The organism is Stenotrophomonas maltophilia (assembly GCF_001676385.1).
GTDB lineage: Bacteria > Pseudomonadota > Gammaproteobacteria > Xanthomonadales > Xanthomonadaceae > Stenotrophomonas > Stenotrophomonas maltophilia_J.
In genome coordinates, this window is sequence record NZ_LYVJ01000006.1 from 1 (window position 1) to 23,026 (window position 23,026).

Consider the following 23,026-nt stretch of genomic DNA (forward strand, 5'->3'; position numbering starts at 1 on the left):
CCCATGAACCGCTCTACACGACCCGCCACGAGGGGCTCAGCCGTTGGCCGAATCCAGTAAAATCGCCGACATGAACGCCCCCACCTTCCCGTACGACACCGCGCGCCTGAGCGAACTGGCCCAGCTGCTGATCGACAACGTCCGCGAACTGGCCCACGCCGGCTGGACCCCGGCCACCAGCAGCAACTTCTCCCACCGCCTGGACGATCGCCACGCCGCGATCACCGTTTCCGGCAAGGACAAGGGCCGCCTGATCGAGGACGACATCATGGTGGTGGACTTCGACGGCAAGGCCGTCGGCCGCCCGCTGCGCCCCTCCGCCGAGACCCTGCTGCACACCCAGCTGTACCGCCGCTTCCCGGAGATCGGCTGCGTGCTGCACACCCACTCGCCGGTGCAGACCGTCGCCTCGCGCCTGTACGCGCCGCAGGGCCACATCCGCCTGGAAGGCTACGAGCTGCTGAAGGCGTTCGCCGGCAACAGCACCCACGAGATGGCCATCGACGTACCGGTGTTCGCCAACACCCAGGACATGAACGTGCTTTCGGCGCAGGTCGATGACCTGCTCGACCGGCAGAACCTGTGGGGCTACCTGATCGACGGCCACGGCCTGTACGCCTGGGGCCACGACATGGCCGAGGCACGCCGCCACCTGGAAGCGTTCGAGTTCCTGTTCCACTGCGAACTGGAGCTGCGCAAGCTGCGCGGCTGAACCGGCGCGCAGATGCAGATGCCGATCCGGAATCTGCGCCCTGCACCCACCCTGCTACCCTGTCTTCCCCCCGAGACGTTCAAGCTGCCGCCATGAGCCGACTGCGCATCTACGACGACACCCGCCCCGATTCGCCGCTGCTGGACACCCAGGACGGCGCGGTCATCGCTGCCGAGCTGCAGAAGATCGGCGTCACCTTCGAGCGCTGGCAGGCCACCGCGCCGGTCGCGCCGGGCGCCAGCCAGGAGGAAGTATTCGCCGCCTACCGCGCCGACATCGACCGGCTGGTCGCCGAGCGCGGCTTCAAGAGCGTGGACGTGGCCTCGATTGCCCCGGACAACCCGAACCGCGCCGAGCTGCGCAAGAAGTTCCTCGACGAGCACTTCCACAAGGAGGACGAGGTGCGCTTCTTTGTTGCTGGCTCGGGCCTGTTCACCCTGCACGTGGGTGACAAGGTCTATGAAATCGAATGCGTGAAGGATGACCTGATCGCCGTGCCAGATGGCACCACCCACTGGTTCGACATGGGCGAGGAGCCCAGCTTCGTCGCCATCCGCTTCTTCACCGAGCCGGATGGCTGGGTCGGCCATTTCACCGGCACCGACATCGCGCAGAAGTTCCCCCGTTACGTACCCACCCAGGCGTCCTGATCCATGCAGCCCCGCGTCATCCTGACCGATATCGAAGGCACCACCAGCAGCATCTCGTTCGTCAAGAACGTGCTGTTTCCCTATGCCCGCAAGGCGCTGCCCGCGTTCGTGGCCGAGCACGGCCAGCAGCCGGACGTCCGCCGCTGGCTGGATGCCGTGGCCACCGAGATCGGTGGCGCCTGCCAGGACAGCCTGGTGGCCGAGACGCTGCAGGGCTGGATCGACCAGGATCGCAAGCACACCGCACTGAAGGCGCTGCAGGGCCTGATCTGGGACGAAGGCTACCGCCGCGGCGACTATACCGCCCATTTCTATCCGGAAGTGGCGCCGGTGCTGAAGGGCTGGCACGCCTCCGGGCTGCCGCTGTACGTGTACTCCTCCGGCTCGGTGCCGGCGCAGAAGCTGTTCTTCGGCTTCAGCGATGCCGGGGATCTCAGCCCGCTGGTGTCGGGCTGGTTCGACACCGAGGTCGGGGGCAAGCGCGAAGCCGACAGCTACCGCCGCATCGTGCAGGCGATCGGCGTGCCGGCCGGCGAGATCCTGTTCCTGTCCGACGTGGTCGAGGAACTCGATGCTGCCCGCGACGCCGGCCTGCAGACCCGCCTGATCGACCGCCTGGAAGACTACCCGTTGCCGCGCACCGGCCAGGCCACCAATGGTCACGAGCGGGTCGAGAATTTCCAGCAGATCCAGCTGTAAGCAAAATGGTAGATGCCAACCTTGGTTGGCATGCTCCTGGTGTGCCAACCAAGGTTGGCACCTACCAAAGCGGGATACCCCTCAACGATCGTTGAGGGTCTTCACCTTCAGCGCTTCGCGCAGTGTTGCCAGATCCACCGGGCTACGCACGGCGATATCGCGCCTTTCGCCGGGCAGCAGGTCCAGCAGGTTGTCTTCAACCTGCACGTCCAGTGCGCCGAAATCGATCCACGCCCCACGCACGTAGGCCGCGCTCTCCAGGCGCAGGCGGTAATGGTCGCCTTCAAGCGACAACGCGGCCTTCAGCTTCTGCCGTGGCAGCCGCTGATCCTTGGCCTCGACGAAACCGACCACCTGGCGGGCACTCACCGCCCCGTTCTGCAGCAACTCGAACACCGCCACCGTCTGCCTTGGATCGGCACCGGCCAGCAGCTCGGCGTCGCGGAAATCACCGATCGGGGTGACTCCCTCCGCAGCAAGCTTCACCGCCTCCTCGCGACGGCCCAGCACCTTGCCGTCCATGTCGATCACCCGCAGCCGCCAACGTGCGTCCAGCGCAGTTCCATCATTGAGCAGACGGACCCGCGTGCTGCCCTCATCACGCAGCGCGGCTATCGTCACCGGCGCGAAGAAGCGCCGCGCGGCGAAGTGCAGCGCCTTCCAGCGGCCGAAATAGTCCACGCTGGACCACGAGGCGCCGGGCCAGACATCGTTGAGCTGCCAGTACAGCGAGCCCATGGTGTACGGTCGCGAGGCGCGATGATGCAGCGCCGCCAGTGCGATGCCATCGGCCTGCATCACCTGGCTGAGGTAGACGAAGTCCTCGAAGTCCTTCGGCGTGCCGTAGCCCAGCTCGATGTAGTGCAGCAGCCGGCTGTTGCCCTCGCCGGCCATGAACTTCTGGTGCGCGCGGATCACCGGGCTGTCGACGCGCTGCTCCGAGCGGGTGGCGATCTGGTCCACCGTCGCCACGGACGGCCACGCCTGCAGCCCGTACTCGGACATGAAGCGCGGGGTCTCACGCAGGTAGGCCTGCACCGGCAGCGCCGGATTTCCCCAGACCTGCCAATAGTGCTTGTCGCCGCGGGTCGAGTCGTTGGCCTTCTCGTCCAGATCGTTGCTGGGCGAGCTGGACCAGTACGGTACGCCCAGCCCTTCCTCGCCGACCACCTGGCGCAGATCGTTGCCGAACAGGTCGACATAGCCCTGCCACACCTTCGCTGCGAACGCCGGGTGGGCCGCCTTCAGGTCGCGGCCGTGGCCCCAGTCCTTCCACGCGGTTTCTTCCTCGTTGTTGCCGCACCACAGCACGATGCTGGGGTGGTGGCGCAGGCGGCGCACGTTGTCGCGCGCCTCAGCCACCACGCTGGCGCGGAACGCTGGATCATAGCCCGGCTGCATGCCACCGCCGAACATGAAGTCCTGCCAGACCAGCAGGCCAAGCTCGTCGGCGATGTCGAAAAACGCATCGTCCTCGTAGTAGCCGCCGCCCCAGTTGCGCAGCATGTTCATGTTGGCGTCGCGCGCGGCGGTCAGCACTTGGCGCAGGCGCGCGGCATCGACGCGTGCGGGGAAGGCGTCGAACGGAATCACGTTGGCGCCCTTGGCGAAGATCGGCACGCCGTTGATGACGAAGGCAAAGCCCTGCCCGCCCTTGCCATCTTCCTCGCGGCGCAGTTCGACCGTGCGCAGGCCAATGCGCTGATCGCGTGACAGCGTCGCATCGGCGCCATCATCCAGCCGCGCCTGCACGGTATAGCGGTCCTGCGCGCCATGGCCGACCGGCCACCAGCGTTGCGGCCTGGTCAGTTCGACCGGCAGTTCGACGGAGTTCTGGCCCGGCTTCAGCAGCACCGTGCGCTGCAGCCGGGCCACGCTGCGGTCCTGCGGATCGCGCACATCGACGTGCACCACCGCAGAACCGGCGGCGCTGCCCTGCTCCACCTGCAGCAGCACCGCCAGCTTTGCCTGCTGGGCATCCAGTGCATCGGTGCGCACGGCCAGATCGGTCAGTCGGTGCGCGTCCCAGGCCTGCAGGTCCACCCCGCGCCAGACGCCGGCGGTGACATAGCGCGGGCCCCAGTCCCAGCCGAAGTGGTAGGCCGGCTTGCGCGCGAAGTTGCCGACCATCGCATCCTTCGGCTCATCACCGTAGGGCGAAGGATAGTTGCCGGCGATCTTGTGCGGCATCGCCTGCACGCCCGGCAGCAGTGTGCGGATCGGCGAACGGAACACGATCTGGAGCTCGTTGCCCTTGGCGCGCAGACGCCCTTCCACGCGCGCCCGCCAGGTACGGTGCGCGTTGTCCGCGCGCAGCAGCGGCCTGCCGTTGAGGCTGACCTCGGCATAAGTGTCCAGCCCATCGAAACGCAGCTCGGCATTGGGCTTGGCCAGTGTCACCGCATCCACGTCGAAGCGGGCGCGGTACTCCCAGGCAGCCAGGCCGATCCATTGCAGTTCGGCCTCCGGCGCACCCACGTACGGGTCGCGGATCAACGCGTGCGCCAGCAGATCGGTATGCACACTGCCCGGCACCTTCGCCGCGCGCCACTGCTGCAGTCCGGGGTGGGCAGCCCCCTGCGCATCGCCGGGCAGCATGCGGAACTCCCACTGTGCCTGCAAAGGCACTGCAGTTGCCGGGAAGGCGGACGCTGCGATCAGCAGCAGGAGCAGACGGACAACGAGGGAAGGACGATGCACGTGGGGCTCCTGTTCTCCCGCCGGGCGTGGCCCGGCGCTACCGATGTCGGATTGCCAGGCATGGCCTGGCACTGCTGCATTCGAACGATCTTCAGCGCACGACGTTCAACACTTCGTAGCACGCGCCCATGGTGTGGTAATCCACCTTGCCGGCCGGGCTCTTCTCGTCGCTGTACTTGCGGTTGTCGGCATCCAGGATGCGGAACCAGGCGCCGTACTGATGGTCGACGAAGTGCTCCCACGCGTACGTCCAGATGCGCTCGTACCACTGCCAGTAGCGGTCATCACCGGTGCGCTTGGCCATCAGTGCGGCGGTGGCCAGCGTTTCGGCCTGCACCCAGAAGTACTTGTCGTCGTCGCAGACGAAGCTGTCGCCACCGATCGGCGCGCCATCCATGCCCGGCTGCCGGCGCGATTCCGGCGCAAAGCCGTAATACAGGCCACCCCGCGCGTCGTCCCAGCTGCGTGCCACGGCCACGTCGAACAGGTGCTGCGCAGTCGGCACCAGCCAGTCGGCCTGCACATGGCGGTCCAGGATCAGCAGCAGCTTGGCCCATTCGGTCTGGTGGCCCGGCTGGAAGCCCCACGGGCGGAACAGGTGCTTGGGGTCGTCCAGGTTGTAGTTCCAGTCGATCTCCCAGTTGGAATCGTAGTGCTCCCAGACCAGGCCACCGGCCTTGGCGGCCTGGCGACGGGTCATGTTGTCGGCCAGCTGCAGCGCGCGCTCGACATAGCGCTGCTCACCGCTGGCCTCGAACGCCGCCAGCATCGCCTCGCACATGTGCATGTTGGCGTTCTGGCCACGGTACCCGGTGAAGTTCCACTGGCCGTCCGCTTCATCCTTGTAGAGCCCGTGCTGCGGCTCCCAGAAGCGCGCTTCCAGCAGCTGCCATGTCTCGTCCATCCATGCGCGGGCCTGCTCGATGCCTGCCTTCAGCGCGCAGCTGTAGGCCAGCAGCACGAAGGCTACGCCGTAGCAGTGGTTCATGTCGTCCTCGACCTTGCCATCACGCAGGGTCCAGGCATAGCCGCCGGTGGCGGGGTTGCGGTGCACCTGGCGCAGGTAGCGCACGCCGTGCTCGACCGCGTCGCGGTACTCGGCATTGCCGAACTCGCGGTAGGCCATCGCGTAGTTGAAGACGAAACGGGTGCTGCTCACCAGGTGGCGGTGGCTGGCATCGTAGATACTGCCGTCGTCGCGGAAGTAGTGGAAGAAACCGCCGTTGGGGTCGATGCAGCGCGGATGGTAGAACGCCATCGTATCGGCGATATGCGCACGCAGGAACGCGGGCGAACGGAAATCGGGCGAGTTGCTCATGCGGTAGTGTCCTGGGCCTGCAGCAGCTGCTGCACTTCATCGAGCGAGGGCATCGCGGCGAACGCGCCCTTGCGGGTAACAGCCAGCGCACCCACTGCGGCACCGAAGCGCAGCGTGGCGGTGATCGCCTCCGGGTCCTGGCAGAAGGCAGCGAAGCCGGCGCCGGCTCCGCCGCGCTCCAGCAAGCCGACCAGCACGCCACCGACGAAGGCATCACCGGCCGCGGTGGTATCGACGGTGGCCACGCGGAAACTGGTGACCGTGCCATGGTTGTCGCGGGTGTACCAATGCAGCGTGGCCGCACCGTCGGTGACGATCACCCAGCGCGCCTGCGCGGCCAGCAGTCGCCGCAGCACCGCCGCTTCGCCGTCGGCGCCCAGCGGCGCGGCCAGGTAGTCCAGCTCTTCGCGCGACAGCTTGACCAGATCGGCGCGCTCCAGCGCCTGCCACAGGCGCGGCGTCGGGTCTTCGTTGGCCGGCCACAGCGCGGGACGCAGGTTGAGATCGAGGCTGACCGTCGCACCGGCGGCGCGAGCACGGGCCATGCCGGCGAAGGTGGCCTCGGCGATGGCCGGCTCGGTCAGGCTGTTGGAGCAGACGTGGAAGCACTGCGCCCTGTCGAAGCACGCGGCCTGGAAGTCGCTGTCGCGGAACAGAAGGTCGGCCGCCGGCGGCCGGTAGAAGCTGAAGCTGCGCTCGCCACTGGCGTCGAGAGCGACAAAGGCCAGCGCGGTCTTGGCCGCATCGGTACGCACGATGTAATCGGTGCCCACGCCGTGCTCGGCCAGGCTGTCGGCGAGGAAGTCACCGAACATGTCACGGCCGAGCATGCCGACGAACTGGGTCTTCGCGCCCAGCCGCGCAGCGGCCACGGCAACGTTGGCCGGCGCACCACCGGCGTACTGCAGGAACGCGCGCGGGGTGTCGGCCGAGGCCGGCGGCTGCGCTAGTAGATCGATCAAAATTTCGCCGAAGCAGACAATGGCACCCATTCCGGACTCAGCCTCCCTGCGTTGCGGAAGCCGGCGTACGCGCGCCGACCAGTCCGTAGAAAATGATGTAGCCGTAGCACAGCAGCGGCAGGATGAAGCTGGCCTGCACACCGATGTGGTCGGCCAGCACGCCCTGCAGGTATGGCACCACGGCACCGCCGACGATGGCCATGATCAGCAGGCTGGAGCCCTTGTTGGTCAGCGGGCCGAGGCGCTCGATGCTCAGCGCGAAGATGGTCGGGAACATGATCGAGTTGAACAGGCCGATCGCCACCACCGAGTGCAGCGCGATGTTGCCGGAGCTCAGCATGGTCGTGACCAGCAGGGCGACGTTGACCAGCGCGAAGATCGCCAGCAGGCGGCTGGGCGAGAAGCGCGCGAGCAGTGCCGAGCCCGCGAAGCGGCCGATCATCGCCATCGTCCAGTAGGCCGACACGTAGTGCGTGGCTTGCTGCTCGCTGAAGCCACCGATGTTGGGCATCGACAGGTAGTTGACCAGGAAGCTGCCGATCGACACTTCGGCGCCCACGTAGAAGAAGATGCCCAGCACGCCCAGCAGCAGGTGGCGCTTGCGCAATGCGTCCAGGTAGCTGTGGTGGTGACCCTGGTCGGCCTGCTCGGTGGCGTCGCTCAACGCCGGGAGGCGGAACAGGAACACGAACAGCGCCAGCAGCACCAGTGCCACGGCCAGGCCCACGTACGGGCCCTGCACGGCCTGCGCCTCGGCGGTACGGTAGGCCAGCTGCTCGGCGGCCGGCAGCGCCGCGATGTCGTCAGCGCTCTTGACGGTGTTGGACAGGATCAGCATGCCGCCGAAGATCGGCGCAATGGCCGTACCCAGCGAGTTCAGCGCCTGCGCCAGGGTCAGGCGGCTGGAGCTGGTCTGTTCCGGGCCCAGCAGCGCGACGTAGGGGTTGGCGGCAACCTGCAGCACGGTAATGCCGGTGGCCAGCACGAACAGTGCGCCGAGGAAGGCGCCATACACGCGCAGTTCGGCCGCAGGCCAGAAGCCCAGCGCACCGATACCCGCAATCACCAGGCCGGCCACGATGCCCTTCTTGTAACCCAGCGCCGCTACCAGCCGACCGGCCGGCAGAGACATCAGGAAATAGGTGCCGAAGAAGGTGAACTGCACCAGCATCGCCTTGGCGTAGTTCAGCTCGAACACTGCCTTCAGGTGCGGGATCAGGATGTCATTGAGGCAGGTCAGGAAGCCCCACATGAAGAAGATCGTGGTGACGACGGCCAGCGCCTTGCCGTTGGTGACGGCGGGTGCGTTGCCCGAAGAACCCGATGGACGGGGCGTTACGGAGATCGGCATGCGATACGCGCCTCGATGCGCGGAAGGTCGTTGTTGCGTGGAAGGGGTATGTGGAAGGAATCAGTTCGGACGTGCAGCACTGCTTTCGCGGATCCGCAGCTGCACCGGTGCGACCGTGCGCCGTGGCGGCGCCTCCGGTTCGTCCAGTCGTTGCAGCAGCAGCGCGGCAGCTTGCCGGCCGCGCTCGCGCGGGTCGGCGGTCAGCGTGGTCAACGGCGGCACCGCTACCGCCGCCTCGGAGATGTCGTCGAAGCCGGTGACCGCGAAGTCACCGCCCGGGCGGATGCCGCGCGAATTCAGGCCCAGCATCAGGCCCAGCGCGACGGTGTCGTTGTAGCAGACGGCCGCACTCGGGCGATGGCCATCGGCAAACAGCTCATCGGTGCGCGCCGCGGCCTCCAGGCGGTTCGGTGCCGATTCGATCATCCAGCCCGGCGGCAGCGACAGCCCGGCCTCGGCCAGCGCCTGCTGGAAACCGGCGCGGCGCTGATGACAGGAGCTGGATGCCGCGTGGCCGCCGAAGAAGGCGATCTGGCGATGGCCACGTTCGATCAGGTGGCGCGTGGCCAGATAGGCACCGTGCTGGTTGTCCAGGGTCAGGAAGTCCCAGTCTGCGCCTTCCAGTTCACGGTTGAACAGCAGCACGTTGGCATTGGCGCCCAGCGCCTGCCGCAACTGCGCACTGTCACTGCCTTCGGCCGGCGACAGGATCAGGCCGGCGGGGGTGTGCTCCATCAACGTGGACAGCACCGCCTGCTGGCGCTCCGGCGATTCACCGGTACTGCCCAACAACGTCACGTAACCACGCCCGCCCAGCGCCTCGTCCACGCCCGAGGCGAATTCGGCGAAGAACGGGTTGGACAGGTCGTTGATCACCAGCGCGATGCTCGACGAGGTGCGGCGGCGCAGGTTGGCCGCAGCACGGTTGTAGACATAGCGCTGGCGGCGCAGCTCGGCCTCGACCTTGGCCCGGGTATCGACGTTGACCAGCGGGCTGCCGCGCAGCACCAGCGACACGGTTGCCCGTGACACGCCGATCGCGCGCGCAATGTCGGTCACCGTCACCGCCTTGCCGGCACGCTTGCTGGGACTGCTGCCGTTGTCGTTCATCGTCTTCCCGGACTCCGCTGGAGGCACAAGCCTAATGGATCACGGCCATCCCGTGCCGTGCCGTTCGCTGGGTTACCGCGAACGGCACAGCCCGGCTCAGCGCAGCTGGCTGCCAGGCGCCGCGCACCAGGACACCGGCAGGTCCTTCACCGCCGTGCCCCAGCCCTGCTCCGGCGCCTTCGCGTCGAGCGCGAAGTGCAGGCGCGGGCCCTGCTGCAGGCGGTCCCAGTCCAGCCATACCGGCGCATGCGCCTGGCCATCGACCTGCACGCCCTGCACGTACTGCAAGCGGCGACCATCGGCCCCCGGTGCATCGATGCGCAGCGTACGGCCATTGCCCATGTCCACCTCCACCTTGCTGAAGCGCGGGGTGTGCAGCAGGAACTGGCCGCTGCCGGGCACCGCCGGATACACGCCGATCGCGCTGAACAGGTACCAGGCCGACATCGTGCCCAGGTCATCGTTGCCGGTCACGCCATTCGGGGCATTGGTGAACAACTGCTGCGCGGCGCGCACCACAGCGGCGGTCTTCCACGGCTGGCCGATCAGCGTGTACAGCCACGGCGAGTGCAGGTCCGGCTCGTTGTTCGGGTTGTAGCGGAACTGGTTGTAGTAGCTGTACGGCCCGACCACCCACTCGCGGCGGGCGGCGTTGAGGGGGTCGGCCTGCAGCGCGTCCATCGCGAAGAAGGCATCGAGGCGGCGGCCGGCCTGTTCGCGGCCATCCATCGCTTCGACCAGGCCCGGCACATCCTGCTGCGCCAGCCACTGGTACTGCCACGCCGTGCCCTCATGGAAACCATGGTGCGAACGCGGGCTGTAGTGGCCATCGGCCGGGGTGTACCACTGGCCATCCTCGGTACGCGGGCGCGGGAAGCCGGTGAAGCCGGTCCCGGCGTCGCGCACCTGCGGGTCCCATACCTTGCGCCAGTTGCGGCCGCGCTCACGCAGCGTCGCCGCATCCTGCGCATGGCCCAGGCCATCGGCCATCTGCGAGAGCGCACAGTCGGCCAGCGCATATTCCAGCGTGGCCGAACCACCGTGGTGCGGATCAACGTCCATGCCCTTGGACGGGAATGCGCGGTCATAGACCACGTAGCCCTTGTCCAGGTAGGTCGGGTTGCCGGAACGCCCCGCGGCGCGCGAGTTCAGCGGCGGCGTGCCGAAGGCGTTGCGGCGCAGGGCGTCCCAGGCCTGCGATTCACGGCCCTTGAGGGCACCGAAGCGCCACAGGTCGACCATGAACGGGGTGACCGGATCGCCGGTCATGATGTTGGTCTCGAAGTTGGCGTAGCCCCAACGCGGCAGCCACCCCCCCTGCTCGTCGATCGCCAGCAGTGTGCGGCCGATGTCGCGCGCCACGTCCGGGCGGGTCAGCGCCAACCACTGGTTCTGCGCGCGGTAGGTATCCCACAGCGAGAAGTACTCGTAGTAGGTCCAGCCGTCGGCCCGGTGGATGCCATCGTCATAGCCGCGGTAGCGGCCGTCGGCATCGCTGCCGGTCAGCGGCTGCAGCAGCGCGTGGTAGACCGCGCTGTAGAACACGGTGCGGTCATCGGCGTTGCCGCCCTGCACGCGTACCCGGCCCAGCTGCTCGCGCCACGATTGCTGCGCCAGCGCACGCATGCGGTCGAAACCGAGCAGCGCGCCGCCCTGCATGCCGTCGGCGCGCAGGTTGGTGCGGGCGCCTTCGGCGTCGACGTGCGAGATCGCGCTGACCGCCGTCACCGACTGGCCCTTGGCCAGGTCGAAGCTCAGCCAGGCACCATTCGGCTTCTGCTCGCCTTCCATGCTGTGGCGCGCGCCCGGCAGGCCGCCGCCCTCGCCCCAGGTGCCGTGCGCCTTGAACGGACGGTCGAACTCGATGCGGAACCAGGTGGTGTACTGGTGGCCGCCACAGAAGCTCTTGGTCACCAGCTTGCCTTCCACCACCCGATCGCCGACCACGTCGACCACGCTGCCGATCACCGAATGGCGCTCGTTGGCCTGGCCGACGTTGACCAGCACGTGGCCCTCGCCCTGGCGCTGGCTGAAGGTGTAGCGCTCTGCGGCGGCACGGGTACGCGCGGTGGCCTCGGCGTCGATGCCGCCGTAGCTGGTCAGCCGTACCTTGTAGTAGCCCGCCTGTCCGATCTCGCCGTCATGCGTATACGACGCGGCATAGGCCTTGTGGTTGAAGCGCTTGGCGTCAGCGGTATCGAAATCGCCACCCGGCCCGATCGAACCGGTGACCGGCAGCACCGATACCTGGCCGCCCTGTTCCCAGCAACCAGCACCGGACAGGAACGAGTGGCCGAAACCGCGGATCTTCTCGTCGTCATAGCGCCAGCCCGAGTAGTGGCTGCCGATCGGGCTGACCTGGATCAGGCCGAACGGCGCCGACGCGCCCGGGAACGTGTTGCCGTCGTCCTTGCTGCCGATGAAGGTGTTGACCTCGCGCTCCAACGCGGCCGGCGCGGCCTGCAGCAGCATCGGTGATACCGAAAGCGCGAGCAGGCAGGCCAGGCGCGCCAGCGGGCGCGAGGATGGGACGGCGGGAGCGGACGGCACTGGAGGCATGTCGGGTTCCTGTAGTCGATGACGCGAGGCAGGCGGCCGGAGCCGTCCGGCACCGTTCCGCCGAGCCCTGCCTTGACCGGCAGACAGCTCCCCCTGGAATGACGCCCGACCCACCTGACCGTGGATTTAGATCGATTCAAGTAGAGCATGCAGGTTCAGCCGAATGCATTCTGCGGCGCAGCATGAGAGAGGTGTTCGGCAGGGCTGCGCCCTGCACCTGCCGAAGCCGAAGCAACAACAAAAGCCGGCGATCCGTGGAATGGCGGGGTGGGTCCGGTTGCGGGGGACGCCGTAAACCCATTCCTGGGGGCTTGGCCGCGGCATCCATGCCGCGGACACCCCCGCAACCGGACCCACCCCGCCTTCGACAGATTTCCGCGATCTGTGGATGGATCCACGCCATGCGTGGATGAATCTCTGTCGGATATCGAAATCAATCGGGGGTCAGATCCGTTTTCCAACGGAAAACGGATCTGACCCCATGACCCCATGTCGCTCCAGGATCAATCCAACCGTCACCGGGAAACTGTCGAAGGTGGGGCGGTGTGGGCTGGCAGGACCGTTGGCGCCATGGATGGCGCCATCGAGCCCCCAGGGATGGGTTAACGGCGTGTCCTGCCAGCCCACACCGCCCCGCCCAACCAGCAGAAAACCAGAGCCGCTTTGGCTTTGGCTTTGGCTTTGGCCTGGGCTTCCAGCAGGTGCAGGGCGCAGCCCTGCCGGCCCCCTTCCCCTGCGCACGAAAACGATTTCACTGATTTCTGCAAAACGTCATCCCTTCGCCACGCCAGTACCATATTGCGCAGCAGCATGCGCCCACGGGCGACCCATGCTAAAAATCGCCCGCCCATCGCTTAGATCGATCCAAGCCGACGTTGCGATGGCCGGGAGTTGGGGGAGCAGCAACAGGACGTACCAGGCCACGCGCGCGGCGCCACTGCCAGTTGCATGGCGACAGCGACAAAGTCACTTCAAATTAGATCGATTCAAGTTGTCCGTGCCACGCCACCGGATCAATCCATGAGAGAGGGAGAGATGGGAATGAAGCATTCAACACGTACGCATGGCCAGGATGCATTGTCGCTGGCCATCGCGCTGGCCCTGGCTGCCGCCGTCATTCCGGCAGGCGCCGCCGCGCAGCAGGCCGGGTCCACCGGCTCGCAGGACGCCACCACCCTGGACAGCGTCCAGGTCACCGGCTACCGCTATGCCATCGAAAAGAGCCTGGAACAGAAGCGCGACGCCAACGCCGTGGTCGAAGTGATCACCGCCGAGGACGTCGGCAAATTCCCTGACAAGAACGTTGCCGACGCACTGCAGCGCGTGCCCGGCGTGGTCATCACCCGCAGCGGTGGCGAAGGCAAGAGCGTCAGCGTGCGCGGCCTTGCGCCGGACCTGACCCTGACCCAGTTGAACGGCAACTTCGTCGCCTCGTCGGAGACCAACAACGAAGCGACCCGTTCCTTCAACTACACCCTGCTGCCGTCGAACATGCTGTCCAGCGCCGAACTGTTCAAGTCGCCGGAAGCACGCATCGACGAAGGCGGCATCGGCGGCACGGTCATCCTGCATACCCGCCGCCCGCTGGACATGGAATCCAACTCCGGCTACGTCAACCTGGAAGGCACCACGTCCGACACCAGCCATGACGTCGATCCGCAGGTATCGGCGCTGTATTCCTGGCACAGCAAGGACGAGCGCTTCGGCGTGCTGGTTGGCGTTACCCAGCAGAAGCGCACTACCCGCACCATGGAAGCCAGCACCGAGGACTACCAGTGGTACGGCAACGGCACCACCGCCCGCGACGCCCACGGCAACCTGCTCGAACAGGACGGCATCCATTACTGGTGGGGCGAGTCCGGATTCAACAACCAGACTGGCACGAACTACAGCGAGTTCTTCATGCCGACCTCGGTGAACTTCGCGGTGAAGGAAGAAAATCGCGAGCGCAAGGGCGGGCAGCTGACCTTCCAGTTCAAGCCGGTCGACAACGTCACGATGACGGCCAACTACTTCCGCTTCGAGCTTCAGGGTGACTACACCCAGAACATGCTGAAGGTGCCGGAGTGGAACCTGGCCCGCTACAACCAGGACGGCAACTGGGACGGCGGTCGCCTGCTCAATGGGCTCACCTTCGATCCCAGCGGCAGCATCGTCACCGGCGCGCAGTACGAAAAGCTGGCAGGCAAGACCTACTACTGCAGCGAAGAAGAAGCCGCTGCTGCTGGCCTCAAGCCTGGCGGCTGGGGCCCGGACGACTGCACCATCCCGACCCCGCAGTTGACCGGCGGCTACAGCAGGGAAAAAGCACTCTCGCAGACCGCCGACCTGACCATCGACTGGGATATCAGCCCGTTGTGGAAGGCCAGCTTCACCGGTGGCCGCACCTGGTCCGAGGGCGGTCCGTCGATGAACTTCCGCATGTCGGCCAAGCCGCGCCGCAAGGTGGGCAACCAGTGGCAGTCCGGCAACCAGTACACCGCCTGGGACCTCACCGGCACGCCCTCGGTACAGTTCTCGCCCGACCTGCAGCAGCAGTTGATGGCAGGCGTGGCCGAAGTCGATACCGGTTCCACCGATTCGTCCTGGATGCAGACCGAGGTCAAGCAGAACTACTTCCAGGCCGACGTCACCAAGCTGTTCGAGGCTGGCTGGCTGGATTCGATCCAGTTCGGCGCCAAGTACCGCGACGGCAAGGTGCATCGCAACACTGGCAATACCTACTGGGTGTGCCCGGGACTGGATCCGGCCGACTATGACAACAACCGTTACCAGGCCGGTTGCGATCCGACTGCAGGCGATGCACAGCCCGGCTTCTTCCTGTCCAACCCGATCAGCAACATCACCGGCGCGTTCAATGCGAACGTGTTCCCGGGCATCAACTACCCGGCCTACATCGACTACCTGAACAAGACCTACGGCGGTTCGCACAACCGCACCGAGGAAGACTTCGTCTACGACGTCAACGAGAAGATCTACTCCGGCTACTTCCAGGCCAACTTCCGCACCGAGCGCGTGCGCGGCAACGTCGGCGTGCGCGTGGTGCGGACCAAGCAGTTCGCGCAGTCCAGCGACTCGGTCGAGCGCTTCAATGACTACTTCGTCGACAACGCCAGCGGCGCACCGATGAGCTGCGATGATCCGGCTGCGGATCCGAGCCTGCGCTGCCAGGGTGGCTTCGTCCGCCTGCCTGATCCGCAGGTCCGCGACAAGGTGTTCGCGTTGTCTTCGCTGGAGAAGACCTATACCGATTTCCTGCCCAGCTTCAACATCGCCTGGGACATCACGGATACGCTGGTGCTGCGTGGCGCGGTATCCAAGGTGGTCGCGCGCCCGAGCTACACCAGCATCGCCTACCCCGGCGGCCTTCGCTACATCAGCGAAGAGTACGCGAATGATCGCCGCGTCACCGGCGGTACTGACACGCCCGGGTGGTACGGTTCGGGCAGCAACAAGGCGCTGGAGCCGTTCAAGGCGGTGCAGGCAGACCTCGGCCTGGAGTGGTACTTCAAGCCGGGCTCGGTGGCGGGCATCTCGTTGTTCCGCAAGAACGTGGACAACTTCACGGTGCCAGTGGTGCGCGACCAGCAGATGACCGTCGGCGGCGAAACGGTGGTCGTGCAGAAGTACGAAACCGAGGCCAATGGCCGCGACGGCGTGTCGCAGGGCGTGGAGCTGTACGGCCAGTACACGTTCGACTTTGGCCTGGGCGTGCAGGCCAACTACACCTACAACGACACCAACCTGGCCTCGATCGTGCTGGATGGCGAGCAAATCGGCTCCTCGCCGCTGGTCGGCAGCGCCAAGAACCAGGCCAACGTCACCGTGTTCTACGAGAACGACAAGTTCCTGGCGCGCGCCTCGTACAACCGTCGTGGCGAAGTGGTCGGCGGCCTGAACAATGGCATGACCACCTACACCAAGCCGTACAGCCAGCTTGACCTGAACGTGGCCTACAACCTCACCCCGGACTGGACGGTGACGGCTGCCGTGCTCAACGCCACCAAGTCCGAGCTGCGAAGCTACATCGGCAACGACAGCCAGGCCCGCCTGCTGTCCAACCTGTATGCCGGCCGCCAGCTGTACTTCGGCGTGAACTGGAAGTTCTGAGGCGGCGCCGGGCCCGCCCCGGCGCAACCGCCCCGCCACGGCGGGGATGTTCCTCCACGGCAGCCACGCTGGTGCAGGTGGCTGCCGTTTTCATTGATGCCTGTTCACGGGCGCCCTGGCCGCCATTCAGCCCGGCGCTTGACCCTGCCATCGTTGGAAGGTGCACACTGGCCCTGTCCCAAGTGCACTGAAGGAGCTACAGATGGAATTCCATGTCGAGGGCATGACCTGCGGCGGCTGCGCACGCAGCGTGACCCGCGCGATCCAGCAGGTCGATCCGAACGCCAGCGTGGTGGCCGACCCGTCGACCGGCCTGGTCAAGGTCCAGACCACCGCGTCGCAGGAGCAGATCTTGGCGGCGGTCAACGATGCGGGTTTTCCGCCGCGCACTGCCTGACCCCCTGCCCTGTCCCACAACGAAGCCCGCCCCGTGCACCGGCACCGGGCGGGCTCTTCTTTTGCACGCGACTTGGAAACTCAGAGCTTGTGCGCACGCCTCCGCACCGCGCCGGTCTTCGCCGCATCGACCGGCAGCGGGGTCTCATCGTCTTCGCCCAGCCGCTCCAGGATCGGGCACTCCGGGCGCTCGTCGCCGGAGCAACAACTGATCAGCGCTTTCAGCGTGTCGGCCATCTGCCGCATGTGCTCGATGCGCTGCTCCAGGCCGGCAATGTGCTGCTCGGCCAAGCGCTTGACATCGGCACTGTGGCGCGTGGTGTCGTTCCAGAGGCCGAGTAGATCGGAGATCTCGGCGACCTGGAAACCCAGGTCGCGCGCGCGGCGGATGAAGCGCAGGCGGTGGATGTCGGCCTGCGAATAGGACCGATAGCCGGACTCGGTGCGATCCACAGCCGGGACCAGGCCGATCTGCTCGTAGTAGCGGATCATCTTCGCCGACACGCCGGAGGCCCTGGCGGCTTCGCCGATGTTCATGCGGATCTCCTTCAATGGTTCGCGGCGGGAGCACCCGCCATCGGTGGCTGGAAGCGGCGCAGTCGCAGCGCGTTGCCCAGCACGAACACGCTGGACAGCGCCATCGCGCCCGCCGCGAACACCGGGGACAGCAGCACGCCCCAGACCGGGTACAGCACGCCCGCGGCTACCGGAATCAATGCGGCGTTGTAGGCAAAGGCCCAGAACAGGTTCTGCCGGATGTTGCCCAATGTCGCCTTGGACAGCGCGATGGCATTGGGTACACCCAGCAGATTGCCCGACATCAGCACAACATCGGCCGACTCCATGGCGATGTCGGTACCGGTGCCGATCGCCAGGCCAACGTCGGCCTCGGCCAGCGCCGGTGCATCGTTGATGCCGTCGCCGACGAACGCCACGTGGCCATGCGTGGCCTTCAACCGGCGAACCACGTCGACCTTGCCTGCCGGCAGCACCTCGGCCACCACTTCATCGATGCCCAGCTGGCGCGCGATCGCCCGAGCAGTACCGGCGTTGTCACCGGTGATCATCGCCACTTTCAGGCCCAGCTGGTGCAGCGCTGCGATCGCGGCCGGCGTGCTCGGCTTGACCGGATCGGACACCGCGATGATGGCGGCCAGCCTGCCGTCGAGCGCCGCATACAGCGGCGACTTGCCCTGCGTGCCAAGCTCCGCCGCCCGCGCAGCGAACGCGGTGACGTCCACGCCAAGATCCCGCATGAAACGATCGGCACCCACTTCGACGCGCGCTCCATCGACACGGGCACGCACGCCCATGCCGGTGACCGACTCGAAATCGACCATGGCCGGCAGCACGATGCCCTGCCCGGTCGCCGCATCGACGATGGCGCGGGCAATCGGGTGTTCCGAGCGTGATTCCACTGCGGCCACCGCAGCCAGCACCACCGCAGGGTCGAGTCCAGGGGCAATTTCCAGATCGGTCAGGCGCGGGCGACCCTCGGTCAGCGTGCCGGTCTTGTCCACCGCCACCACCTGTGCATCCTTCAGCGACTGCAGCGCTTCGCCCTTGCGGAACAGCACGCCCATCTCGGCACCGCGGCCGGTACCGACCATGATCGAGGTCGGCGTCGCCAGCCCCATCGCGCACGGACAGGCAATGATCAGCACCGCCACCGCATTGACCAACGCGAAGTTCAGTGCCGGCGACGGGCCGACGATCAGCCAGACCACGAAGGTCGCCAGCGCGGCCAGCATCACCGCCGGCACGAACCACAGTGTCACCTTGTCGACTATCGCCTGGATCGGCAGCTTCGAGCCCTGCGCCTGTTCGACCATGCGGATGATCTGTGCCAGCATGGTCTGCGCGCCGACCGCCGTGGCGCGCAGGGTCAGTGCCCCGTTCTGGTTGATGGTGCCGCCGACCACGCTGCTTCCCGGCTGCTTTTCGACCGGAACCGGTTCCCCGCTGATCATCGATTCATCGACATAGCTGCGGCCCTCAACCACCTCGCCGTCGACCGGCACGCGTTCGCCCGGGCGCACTTCCAGCACATCACCGGTGACGACTTCATCGACCGGGATATCGATGGCATCGCCACCGCGGATCACATGGGCGACCTTGGCCTGCAGTTTCATCAGGCGCGTGATCGCCTCGGAGGTACGGCCCTTGGCGCGCGCTTCGAGGAAGCGGCCCAGCAGGATCAGCGCGACGATCACCGCTGCTGCCTCGTAGTACACGTGCACCGTGCCCTGCGGCATCAGCTGCGGCAGGAAGGTTGCCACCACCGAGTAGCCGAATGCTGCGCCGGTGCCGACCGCCACCAGCGAGTTCATGTCCGGTGCAAGCCGCAACAATGCGGGAATCCCTTTCAGGTAGAAACGGCGACCGGGAATAGCCAGTACCAGCGCCGTCAACACGAATTGCAGGTACCAGCTGATCTTCATGCCGATCGCGGACATCACCCATTCGTGCATGGCGGGGATGAGGTGCGAGCCCATTTCCAGGGCGAACACCGGCAGCGCCAGCACGCTGGCCATGATCAGGTCACGCTTCAACCCGGCCCGCTCGGCGTCCTTCCTGCCCGCGGCATCATCGTCGGATTGAATCCCCGCTCCGATCGGGCGGGCGGCATAGCCGGCCTTGTCGACGGCGGCCACCAGCGCGTCCAGGTTGGCGACACCGCGCACCGTAGCGCGTTCCGTGGCCAGGTTCACGCTGGCCTGGCTGACACCCGGTACCGCCAGCAGCGCGCGCTCGACGCGGCCAACGCAGGAGGCGCAGGTCATGCCCTCCACGGCGAGCTCGGTGGTGGCGGCCGGTACGTCATAGCCCACTCGTTCCACTGCCTGGATCAGCGCGGCGCGATCGACCGGACCGGACGGATGGATCTCCGCGCGCTCAGTGGCCAGGTTTACCGAGACGCTGCCGACGCCTTCGACCTTGGACAGCGCCGCCTCGACCCGACCGACACAGCTGGCGCAGGTCATGCCCTCGATGGGCAGGCTGATGGTGTCAGGGCTGGCGTGGGCAACAGTGGCGCGGGGCGTGCTCATGGTCGGATTCCCGGTTTGCGTCTGGATCGGAGCAGGCTAAACCTTTCCATCGTGGGAAGGTCAAATCTATCCATCCGGGAATCCTGAACGAGCCCCGCATCCACACGGAGGCATGACCCCACTGCTTCGGTGGCGCCGCGACGTGCCCCGGCGCCACCGCTGTCGCGCTCAGAAGGTGAATACATACTCCAGCGCGAACTCGCGACCAACCGCACTCAGCAGGCGGGTCGGCGCGAAGTCGTAGTCCAGCTTGTACGGGTCCTTGTGGTTCCAGCTGGCCGAGTTGAACACGTTGTTGACATAGACATTGACCTTGGCGCGTTCAGTCAGCTGGTAGCCCAGGTTGAAGTTCCAGGTGATGAACGGCCCGACCCGCCCGTAGTAGCGCGCCGTCTGCTGGCCGGCATTCGGATTCGGATTGGGTGAGCCGTCCGGACGCGTCGCCGGCTCCAGGCAGTTCAACGACGGGCTGTCGCTGGGCACGTAGCCGTCGGCGAACGGCAGGCAGCCGCCGGGGTTGTCCAGGCGGTCGGTACCCCAGTGGTAACGGACGCCCGGCACTGAACCGATGCGGTCGGCATAGACGTTGGCGTTCCAGTTGCCGCGTTGCCAGGCCAGGCTTGCACGCAGCTTGCTGCGCAGGTCGCGGTCGCGGCGCTCCGGGTTCGGGTCCGCGGCGTAGCGCTGTTCCTTGGTGGATATCTGGTTGGTGTAGTTCAGGCCCAGCTGGAAGCTGCCCCACTGCGCCGTCTCCAGGCGGTAGCGCGCAGTCAGGTCGATGCCGCGCACCTCGCGGCTGGCCAGGTTGAACGGGCCGCGCTCGATCGACACCAGCCGGCCATTGCTGTCACGATTCACGCGGGCCAGGATGCCAGCGCAGTATTCGCCACCCGCCGGATTGGCCCACGGCGTGCCGTCCATGTTCTTGCCGGTCAGGCAGCCCGCTTCGCTGGCGAGCACCTCGTCGGCGCCAACGTCGACGATCATGTCCTCCAGCTTGATCGCCCAGTAATCCGCACTCACCGAAAGGTTCGGCATCACGTCCCAGACGATGCCCACGGTCCACGAATCACCGGTCTCCGAACGCAGCAGCGGCGTGCCGCGCCGGTTCACGTCGAAGGCATACCAGACGTCGGTGTTGCCCACGCCACAGTTGTTGACCAGGTAGGCACCGCTCTGGATGCAGCGCAGGCGGTCATGGGTCAGCACTTCGGAACTGCTCGGCTGGCCCAGCAGGTAATGCATGTCCGGCGCATGGAAACTGGTGGCATACGAGCCCCGCACCAGCAGTGATTCGACCGGGCGCCATTCCAGGCCAACGTTCCAGGTGGTTTCCTTCTGGCTGCCGATATCGAGCGCCTCGCTGCTGTCGTCGGCCTTGTAGTTGCCATAGCGGTCATAACGCGCTGCCGCCGTGGCGGTCACGCTCTCCAGCAGCGGAATCTTGAACTCGACACCTGCCGAATAGCGGGTGCGCTCGCCACCGCCGCGATCGACGTTCTGCAGGTCGAAGTCGATGCCGGCGCGCGGATCGGGACTGAGGTGGTAGCCCTGCTGCGCGACTTCGGCCACCGCAGCGAACGAGATCGGGCCGGCCCAGCCCTGGAACAGCTCGCCGGTGATGTCCGCCGAGGCCTGGTTGACCCACGACGACGCGCGGTTCCTGGCCACCGTGCCCATCTGCCAGTACTGGTCCGGGCTGATCGGATTCCACCAGCGCGATTCGTTCAGTGCGTAGATCGCCTCGCCATCGGCGGTAGTGCCCAGCCGCGGGCCGAGGAAGAAGTCGTACGATTTCTGCTCGTCCACCACGTTCTGCCGCTCTTCCACCCGATAGTAGGAACGCCCCACCGTCGCGCTCCAGTCGAATCGGTCGGCGAGGCGGCCGCGCAGGCCGGCACTCCAGTCCCAGGAGAGTTCACGATTGGTGTTGCGCAGGGTATCCAGGCCGCCGACCTCGTTCGGGGTGAACTGGCGCACGCCCAGCACCGGGCGGTTGCGGTTGGCATCCCAGTAGTAGCCGTTGTCATCGTCGATCAGCGAGACGCTGGGCGGATTGGTGCCCCAGATCGCTTCGGAGCGGTACACCGCCAGGTTGGTCCAGGCCTGCAGGTCGCTGCTGAAATCGAAGGTGGCATACAGGTTGCCGGAAACATTCTCGGCGCCGCCGGTGAGCAGCCAGTTGGCGTAGTCGGCACTCATGCCACACAGGCGGCCGGTGTTGGTGATGGTGTTGGCGGCGTAGTTGTAGACCAGCCGATCGGCAGTGTAGTACTCGCCGTCGAACTTCTCGCAGGTGCCGGCAGGCGGTGCCAGGCGCTGGCCGTTGGTCGGGTCGATCAATGCCAGGCCCGAGGTGGGACGGAAGCCAACCTTGCGCTGCTCCATGTTCCAGGAGGGGTACGGTGCATCGTCGGCGTCGTCCATCTGCGGCCGGTCGCGGCCGAACAGCGGATCGCGCTTGGTGTACTGCAGCGCGTAGGTCACGCTCCAGTTGTCACCGGTCCTGCCGCCGGCCCAGGACAGATCCCAGGTATCGCGGCCACCTTCGTTGGAGGTGCCACCGCGCACGCGCACTTCGTCGCCGTCGTAGTTCGTTTTCAGGATCACGTTGACCACGCCGGCGATCGCATCCGAGCCATAGATAGCCGACGCGCCACCGGTCAGCACTTCGATGCGCTCCACCGCCGCGGCCGGGATGTTGCCGTAGTTGGAGAAGTTGGTTTCACCGCCATAAGGCAATGGGTAGTCCGCTACGCGCCGACCGTTGACCAGCAGCAGCGAGCGGTTCGGCCCCATCCCGCGCAGGTTCAGCCCGCTGGCATTGGGCGTGTGCGAGCCCCACTGCGAGGCGGCTTCGACGGTACCGGTCGCTTCAGTGAGCGTCTTCAGCGCGTCATACACGCTGACGAAGCCCTCCTTCTGGATCTGCTGTGCCGTGATCACGTTGACCGGCGCCGGGCCTTCGACACTGGCGCGCTTGATCCGCGAACCGGTGACGGTGACCGCATCGAGATCCTTCGTGGACGAACTGGCGGCTTCCTGCGCGCCGGCGGCCAGGGGCAACAGGGCCAGGACCAGGGCCTGGGACAGCAGGTGACGACGCTTGCGGATGGGCTGAGCCATGGGTGGTTGCTCTTCGGAAGGGTGGACGCACGGACGGGTGGTGGCGCGGCACTACGACGGATCCAGGCACCGGGATCGGTCCTGGACCGATCCGGCACCTCCCCTGTGGATCGATCCAAACTAAAGCACGGCTGAACCGCTCCGGGCATGCGGCGACGCAACAACGGGCCGCGGCATGCCGCTATCGGCTGCCGGTATCGATGAGAATCAAAGGGTTGCGAAACATCGCTGAGGGGACAGCGCACGAATCGATGACACCATCGCGACAATCGCGCGCGGAACG

14 protein-coding genes are annotated in these 23,026 nt (G+C 66.5%); 5 read left to right on the top strand and 9 right to left on the bottom strand.

Annotation, left to right across the window (positions count from 1 at the left end; translation table 11 throughout):
* The first annotated feature begins 70 nt into the window (after nucleotides 1–70).
* The 3 genes from A9K58_RS08815 (at nucleotide 71) to mtnC (ending at nucleotide 2,061) form a co-directional block, all read left to right on the top strand.
* Entirely contained in the window at nucleotides 71–712 is a 642-nt protein-coding gene (locus A9K58_RS08815; RefSeq protein ID WP_065199028.1) for a methylthioribulose 1-phosphate dehydratase, read from the top strand.
* Between the two features lie 92 nt (nucleotides 713–804).
* Nucleotides 805–1,362, top strand: coding sequence for a 1,2-dihydroxy-3-keto-5-methylthiopentene dioxygenase (locus A9K58_RS08820; protein ID WP_065199029.1), 558 nt, complete (start codon nucleotides 805–807; stop codon nucleotides 1,360–1,362).
* A gap of 3 nt (nucleotides 1,363–1,365) precedes the next feature.
* Nucleotides 1,366–2,061, top strand: a complete 696-nt coding sequence (mtnC, locus tag A9K58_RS08825) for an acireductone synthase (protein ID WP_065199030.1) — start codon at nucleotides 1,366–1,368, stop codon at nucleotides 2,059–2,061.
* Between the two features lie 81 nt (nucleotides 2,062–2,142).
* Here the strand turns inward: mtnC and A9K58_RS08830 are convergent, their stop codons facing one another.
* From A9K58_RS08830 to A9K58_RS08855, 6 genes are all read right to left on the bottom strand, one after another.
* A complete protein-coding gene (locus A9K58_RS08830; protein WP_065199031.1) occupies nucleotides 2,143–4,761 on the bottom strand; it encodes a beta-mannosidase in 2,619 nt (872 codons plus the stop codon).
* Between the two features lie 91 nt (nucleotides 4,762–4,852).
* Nucleotides 4,853–6,079: an AGE family epimerase/isomerase gene (locus A9K58_RS08835; RefSeq protein WP_065199032.1), complete on the bottom strand. Its 1,227-nt coding sequence runs from the start codon at nucleotides 6,077–6,079 to the stop codon at nucleotides 4,853–4,855.
* The gene (locus A9K58_RS08840; RefSeq protein WP_065199033.1) at nucleotides 6,076–7,071 is read right to left on the bottom strand and encodes a carbohydrate kinase family protein; all 996 of its coding nucleotides are present in this window, start codon (nucleotides 7,069–7,071) and stop codon (nucleotides 6,076–6,078) included. The genes A9K58_RS08835 and A9K58_RS08840 overlap by 4 nt, the downstream gene beginning before the upstream one ends.
* Before the next feature lie 7 nt (nucleotides 7,072–7,078).
* Entirely contained in the window at nucleotides 7,079–8,392 is a 1,314-nt protein-coding gene (gene fucP / locus A9K58_RS08845) for an L-fucose:H+ symporter permease (RefSeq protein WP_065199034.1), read from the bottom strand.
* Nucleotides 8,393–8,452: 60 nt separating this feature from the next.
* Nucleotides 8,453–9,502 (bottom strand): LacI family DNA-binding transcriptional regulator, encoded by a 1,050-nt coding sequence (locus tag A9K58_RS08850; protein WP_065199035.1) that lies wholly within the window; start codon nucleotides 9,500–9,502, stop codon nucleotides 8,453–8,455.
* A 96-nt stretch (nucleotides 9,503–9,598) separates the two neighbouring features.
* Nucleotides 9,599–12,061 carry a GH92 family glycosyl hydrolase gene (locus A9K58_RS08855; protein ID WP_065199036.1) on the bottom strand — a complete coding sequence of 821 codons (2,463 nt, stop codon included), beginning with the start codon at nucleotides 12,059–12,061 and terminating at the stop codon, nucleotides 9,599–9,601.
* Between the two features lie 1,035 nt (nucleotides 12,062–13,096).
* Here A9K58_RS08855 and A9K58_RS08860 point away from each other — a divergent pair.
* A complete protein-coding gene (locus tag A9K58_RS08860) occupies nucleotides 13,097–16,171 on the top strand; it encodes a TonB-dependent receptor (RefSeq protein ID WP_065199037.1) in 3,075 nt (1,024 codons plus the stop codon).
* 202 nt (nucleotides 16,172–16,373) lie between these two features.
* Nucleotides 16,374–16,568 carry a heavy-metal-associated domain-containing protein gene (locus A9K58_RS08865; protein WP_065199038.1) on the top strand — a complete coding sequence of 65 codons (195 nt, stop codon included), beginning with the start codon at nucleotides 16,374–16,376 and terminating at the stop codon, nucleotides 16,566–16,568.
* 80 nt (nucleotides 16,569–16,648) lie between these two features.
* Here A9K58_RS08865 and cueR read toward each other — a convergent pair whose 3' ends face one another.
* The 3 genes from cueR to A9K58_RS08880 form a co-directional block, all read right to left on the bottom strand.
* Nucleotides 16,649–17,104, bottom strand: coding sequence for a Cu(I)-responsive transcriptional regulator (cueR, locus tag A9K58_RS08870; RefSeq protein ID WP_065199039.1), 456 nt, complete (start codon nucleotides 17,102–17,104; stop codon nucleotides 16,649–16,651).
* A gap of 11 nt (nucleotides 17,105–17,115) precedes the next feature.
* A complete protein-coding gene (locus A9K58_RS08875) occupies nucleotides 17,116–19,617 on the bottom strand; it encodes a heavy metal translocating P-type ATPase (protein WP_065199040.1) in 2,502 nt (833 codons plus the stop codon).
* Nucleotides 19,618–19,785: 168 nt separating this feature from the next.
* Nucleotides 19,786–22,743, bottom strand: a complete 2,958-nt coding sequence (locus A9K58_RS08880) for a TonB-dependent receptor plug domain-containing protein (protein ID WP_065199041.1) — start codon at nucleotides 22,741–22,743, stop codon at nucleotides 19,786–19,788.
* Nucleotides 22,744–23,026 lie beyond the last annotated feature (283 nt).

Coding starts and splice junctions, on each gene's coding strand:
- A9K58_RS08880 (WP_065199041.1), bottom strand. CDS start 22,743: ATGGCTCAGCCCATCCGCAAGCGTCGTCACCTGCTGTCCCAGGCCCTG.
- A9K58_RS08840 (WP_065199033.1), bottom strand. CDS start 7,071: ATGGGTGCCATTGTCTGCTTCGGCGAAATTTTGATCGATCTACTAGCG.
- A9K58_RS08860 (WP_065199037.1), top strand. CDS start 13,097: ATGGGAATGAAGCATTCAACACGTACGCATGGCCAGGATGCATTGTCG.
- A9K58_RS08815 (WP_065199028.1), top strand. CDS start 71: ATGAACGCCCCCACCTTCCCGTACGACACCGCGCGCCTGAGCGAACTG.
- fucP (WP_065199034.1), bottom strand. CDS start 8,392: ATGCCGATCTCCGTAACGCCCCGTCCATCGGGTTCTTCGGGCAACGCA.
- A9K58_RS08850 (WP_065199035.1), bottom strand. CDS start 9,502: ATGAACGACAACGGCAGCAGTCCCAGCAAGCGTGCCGGCAAGGCGGTG.
- A9K58_RS08855 (WP_065199036.1), bottom strand. CDS start 12,061: ATGCCTCCAGTGCCGTCCGCTCCCGCCGTCCCATCCTCGCGCCCGCTG.
- A9K58_RS08865 (WP_065199038.1), top strand. CDS start 16,374: ATGGAATTCCATGTCGAGGGCATGACCTGCGGCGGCTGCGCACGCAGC.
- A9K58_RS08820 (WP_065199029.1), top strand. CDS start 805: ATGAGCCGACTGCGCATCTACGACGACACCCGCCCCGATTCGCCGCTG.
- A9K58_RS08875 (WP_065199040.1), bottom strand. CDS start 19,617: ATGAGCACGCCCCGCGCCACTGTTGCCCACGCCAGCCCTGACACCATC.
- A9K58_RS08835 (WP_065199032.1), bottom strand. CDS start 6,079: ATGAGCAACTCGCCCGATTTCCGTTCGCCCGCGTTCCTGCGTGCGCAT.
- mtnC (WP_065199030.1), top strand. CDS start 1,366: ATGCAGCCCCGCGTCATCCTGACCGATATCGAAGGCACCACCAGCAGC.
- cueR (WP_065199039.1), bottom strand. CDS start 17,104: ATGAACATCGGCGAAGCCGCCAGGGCCTCCGGCGTGTCGGCGAAGATG.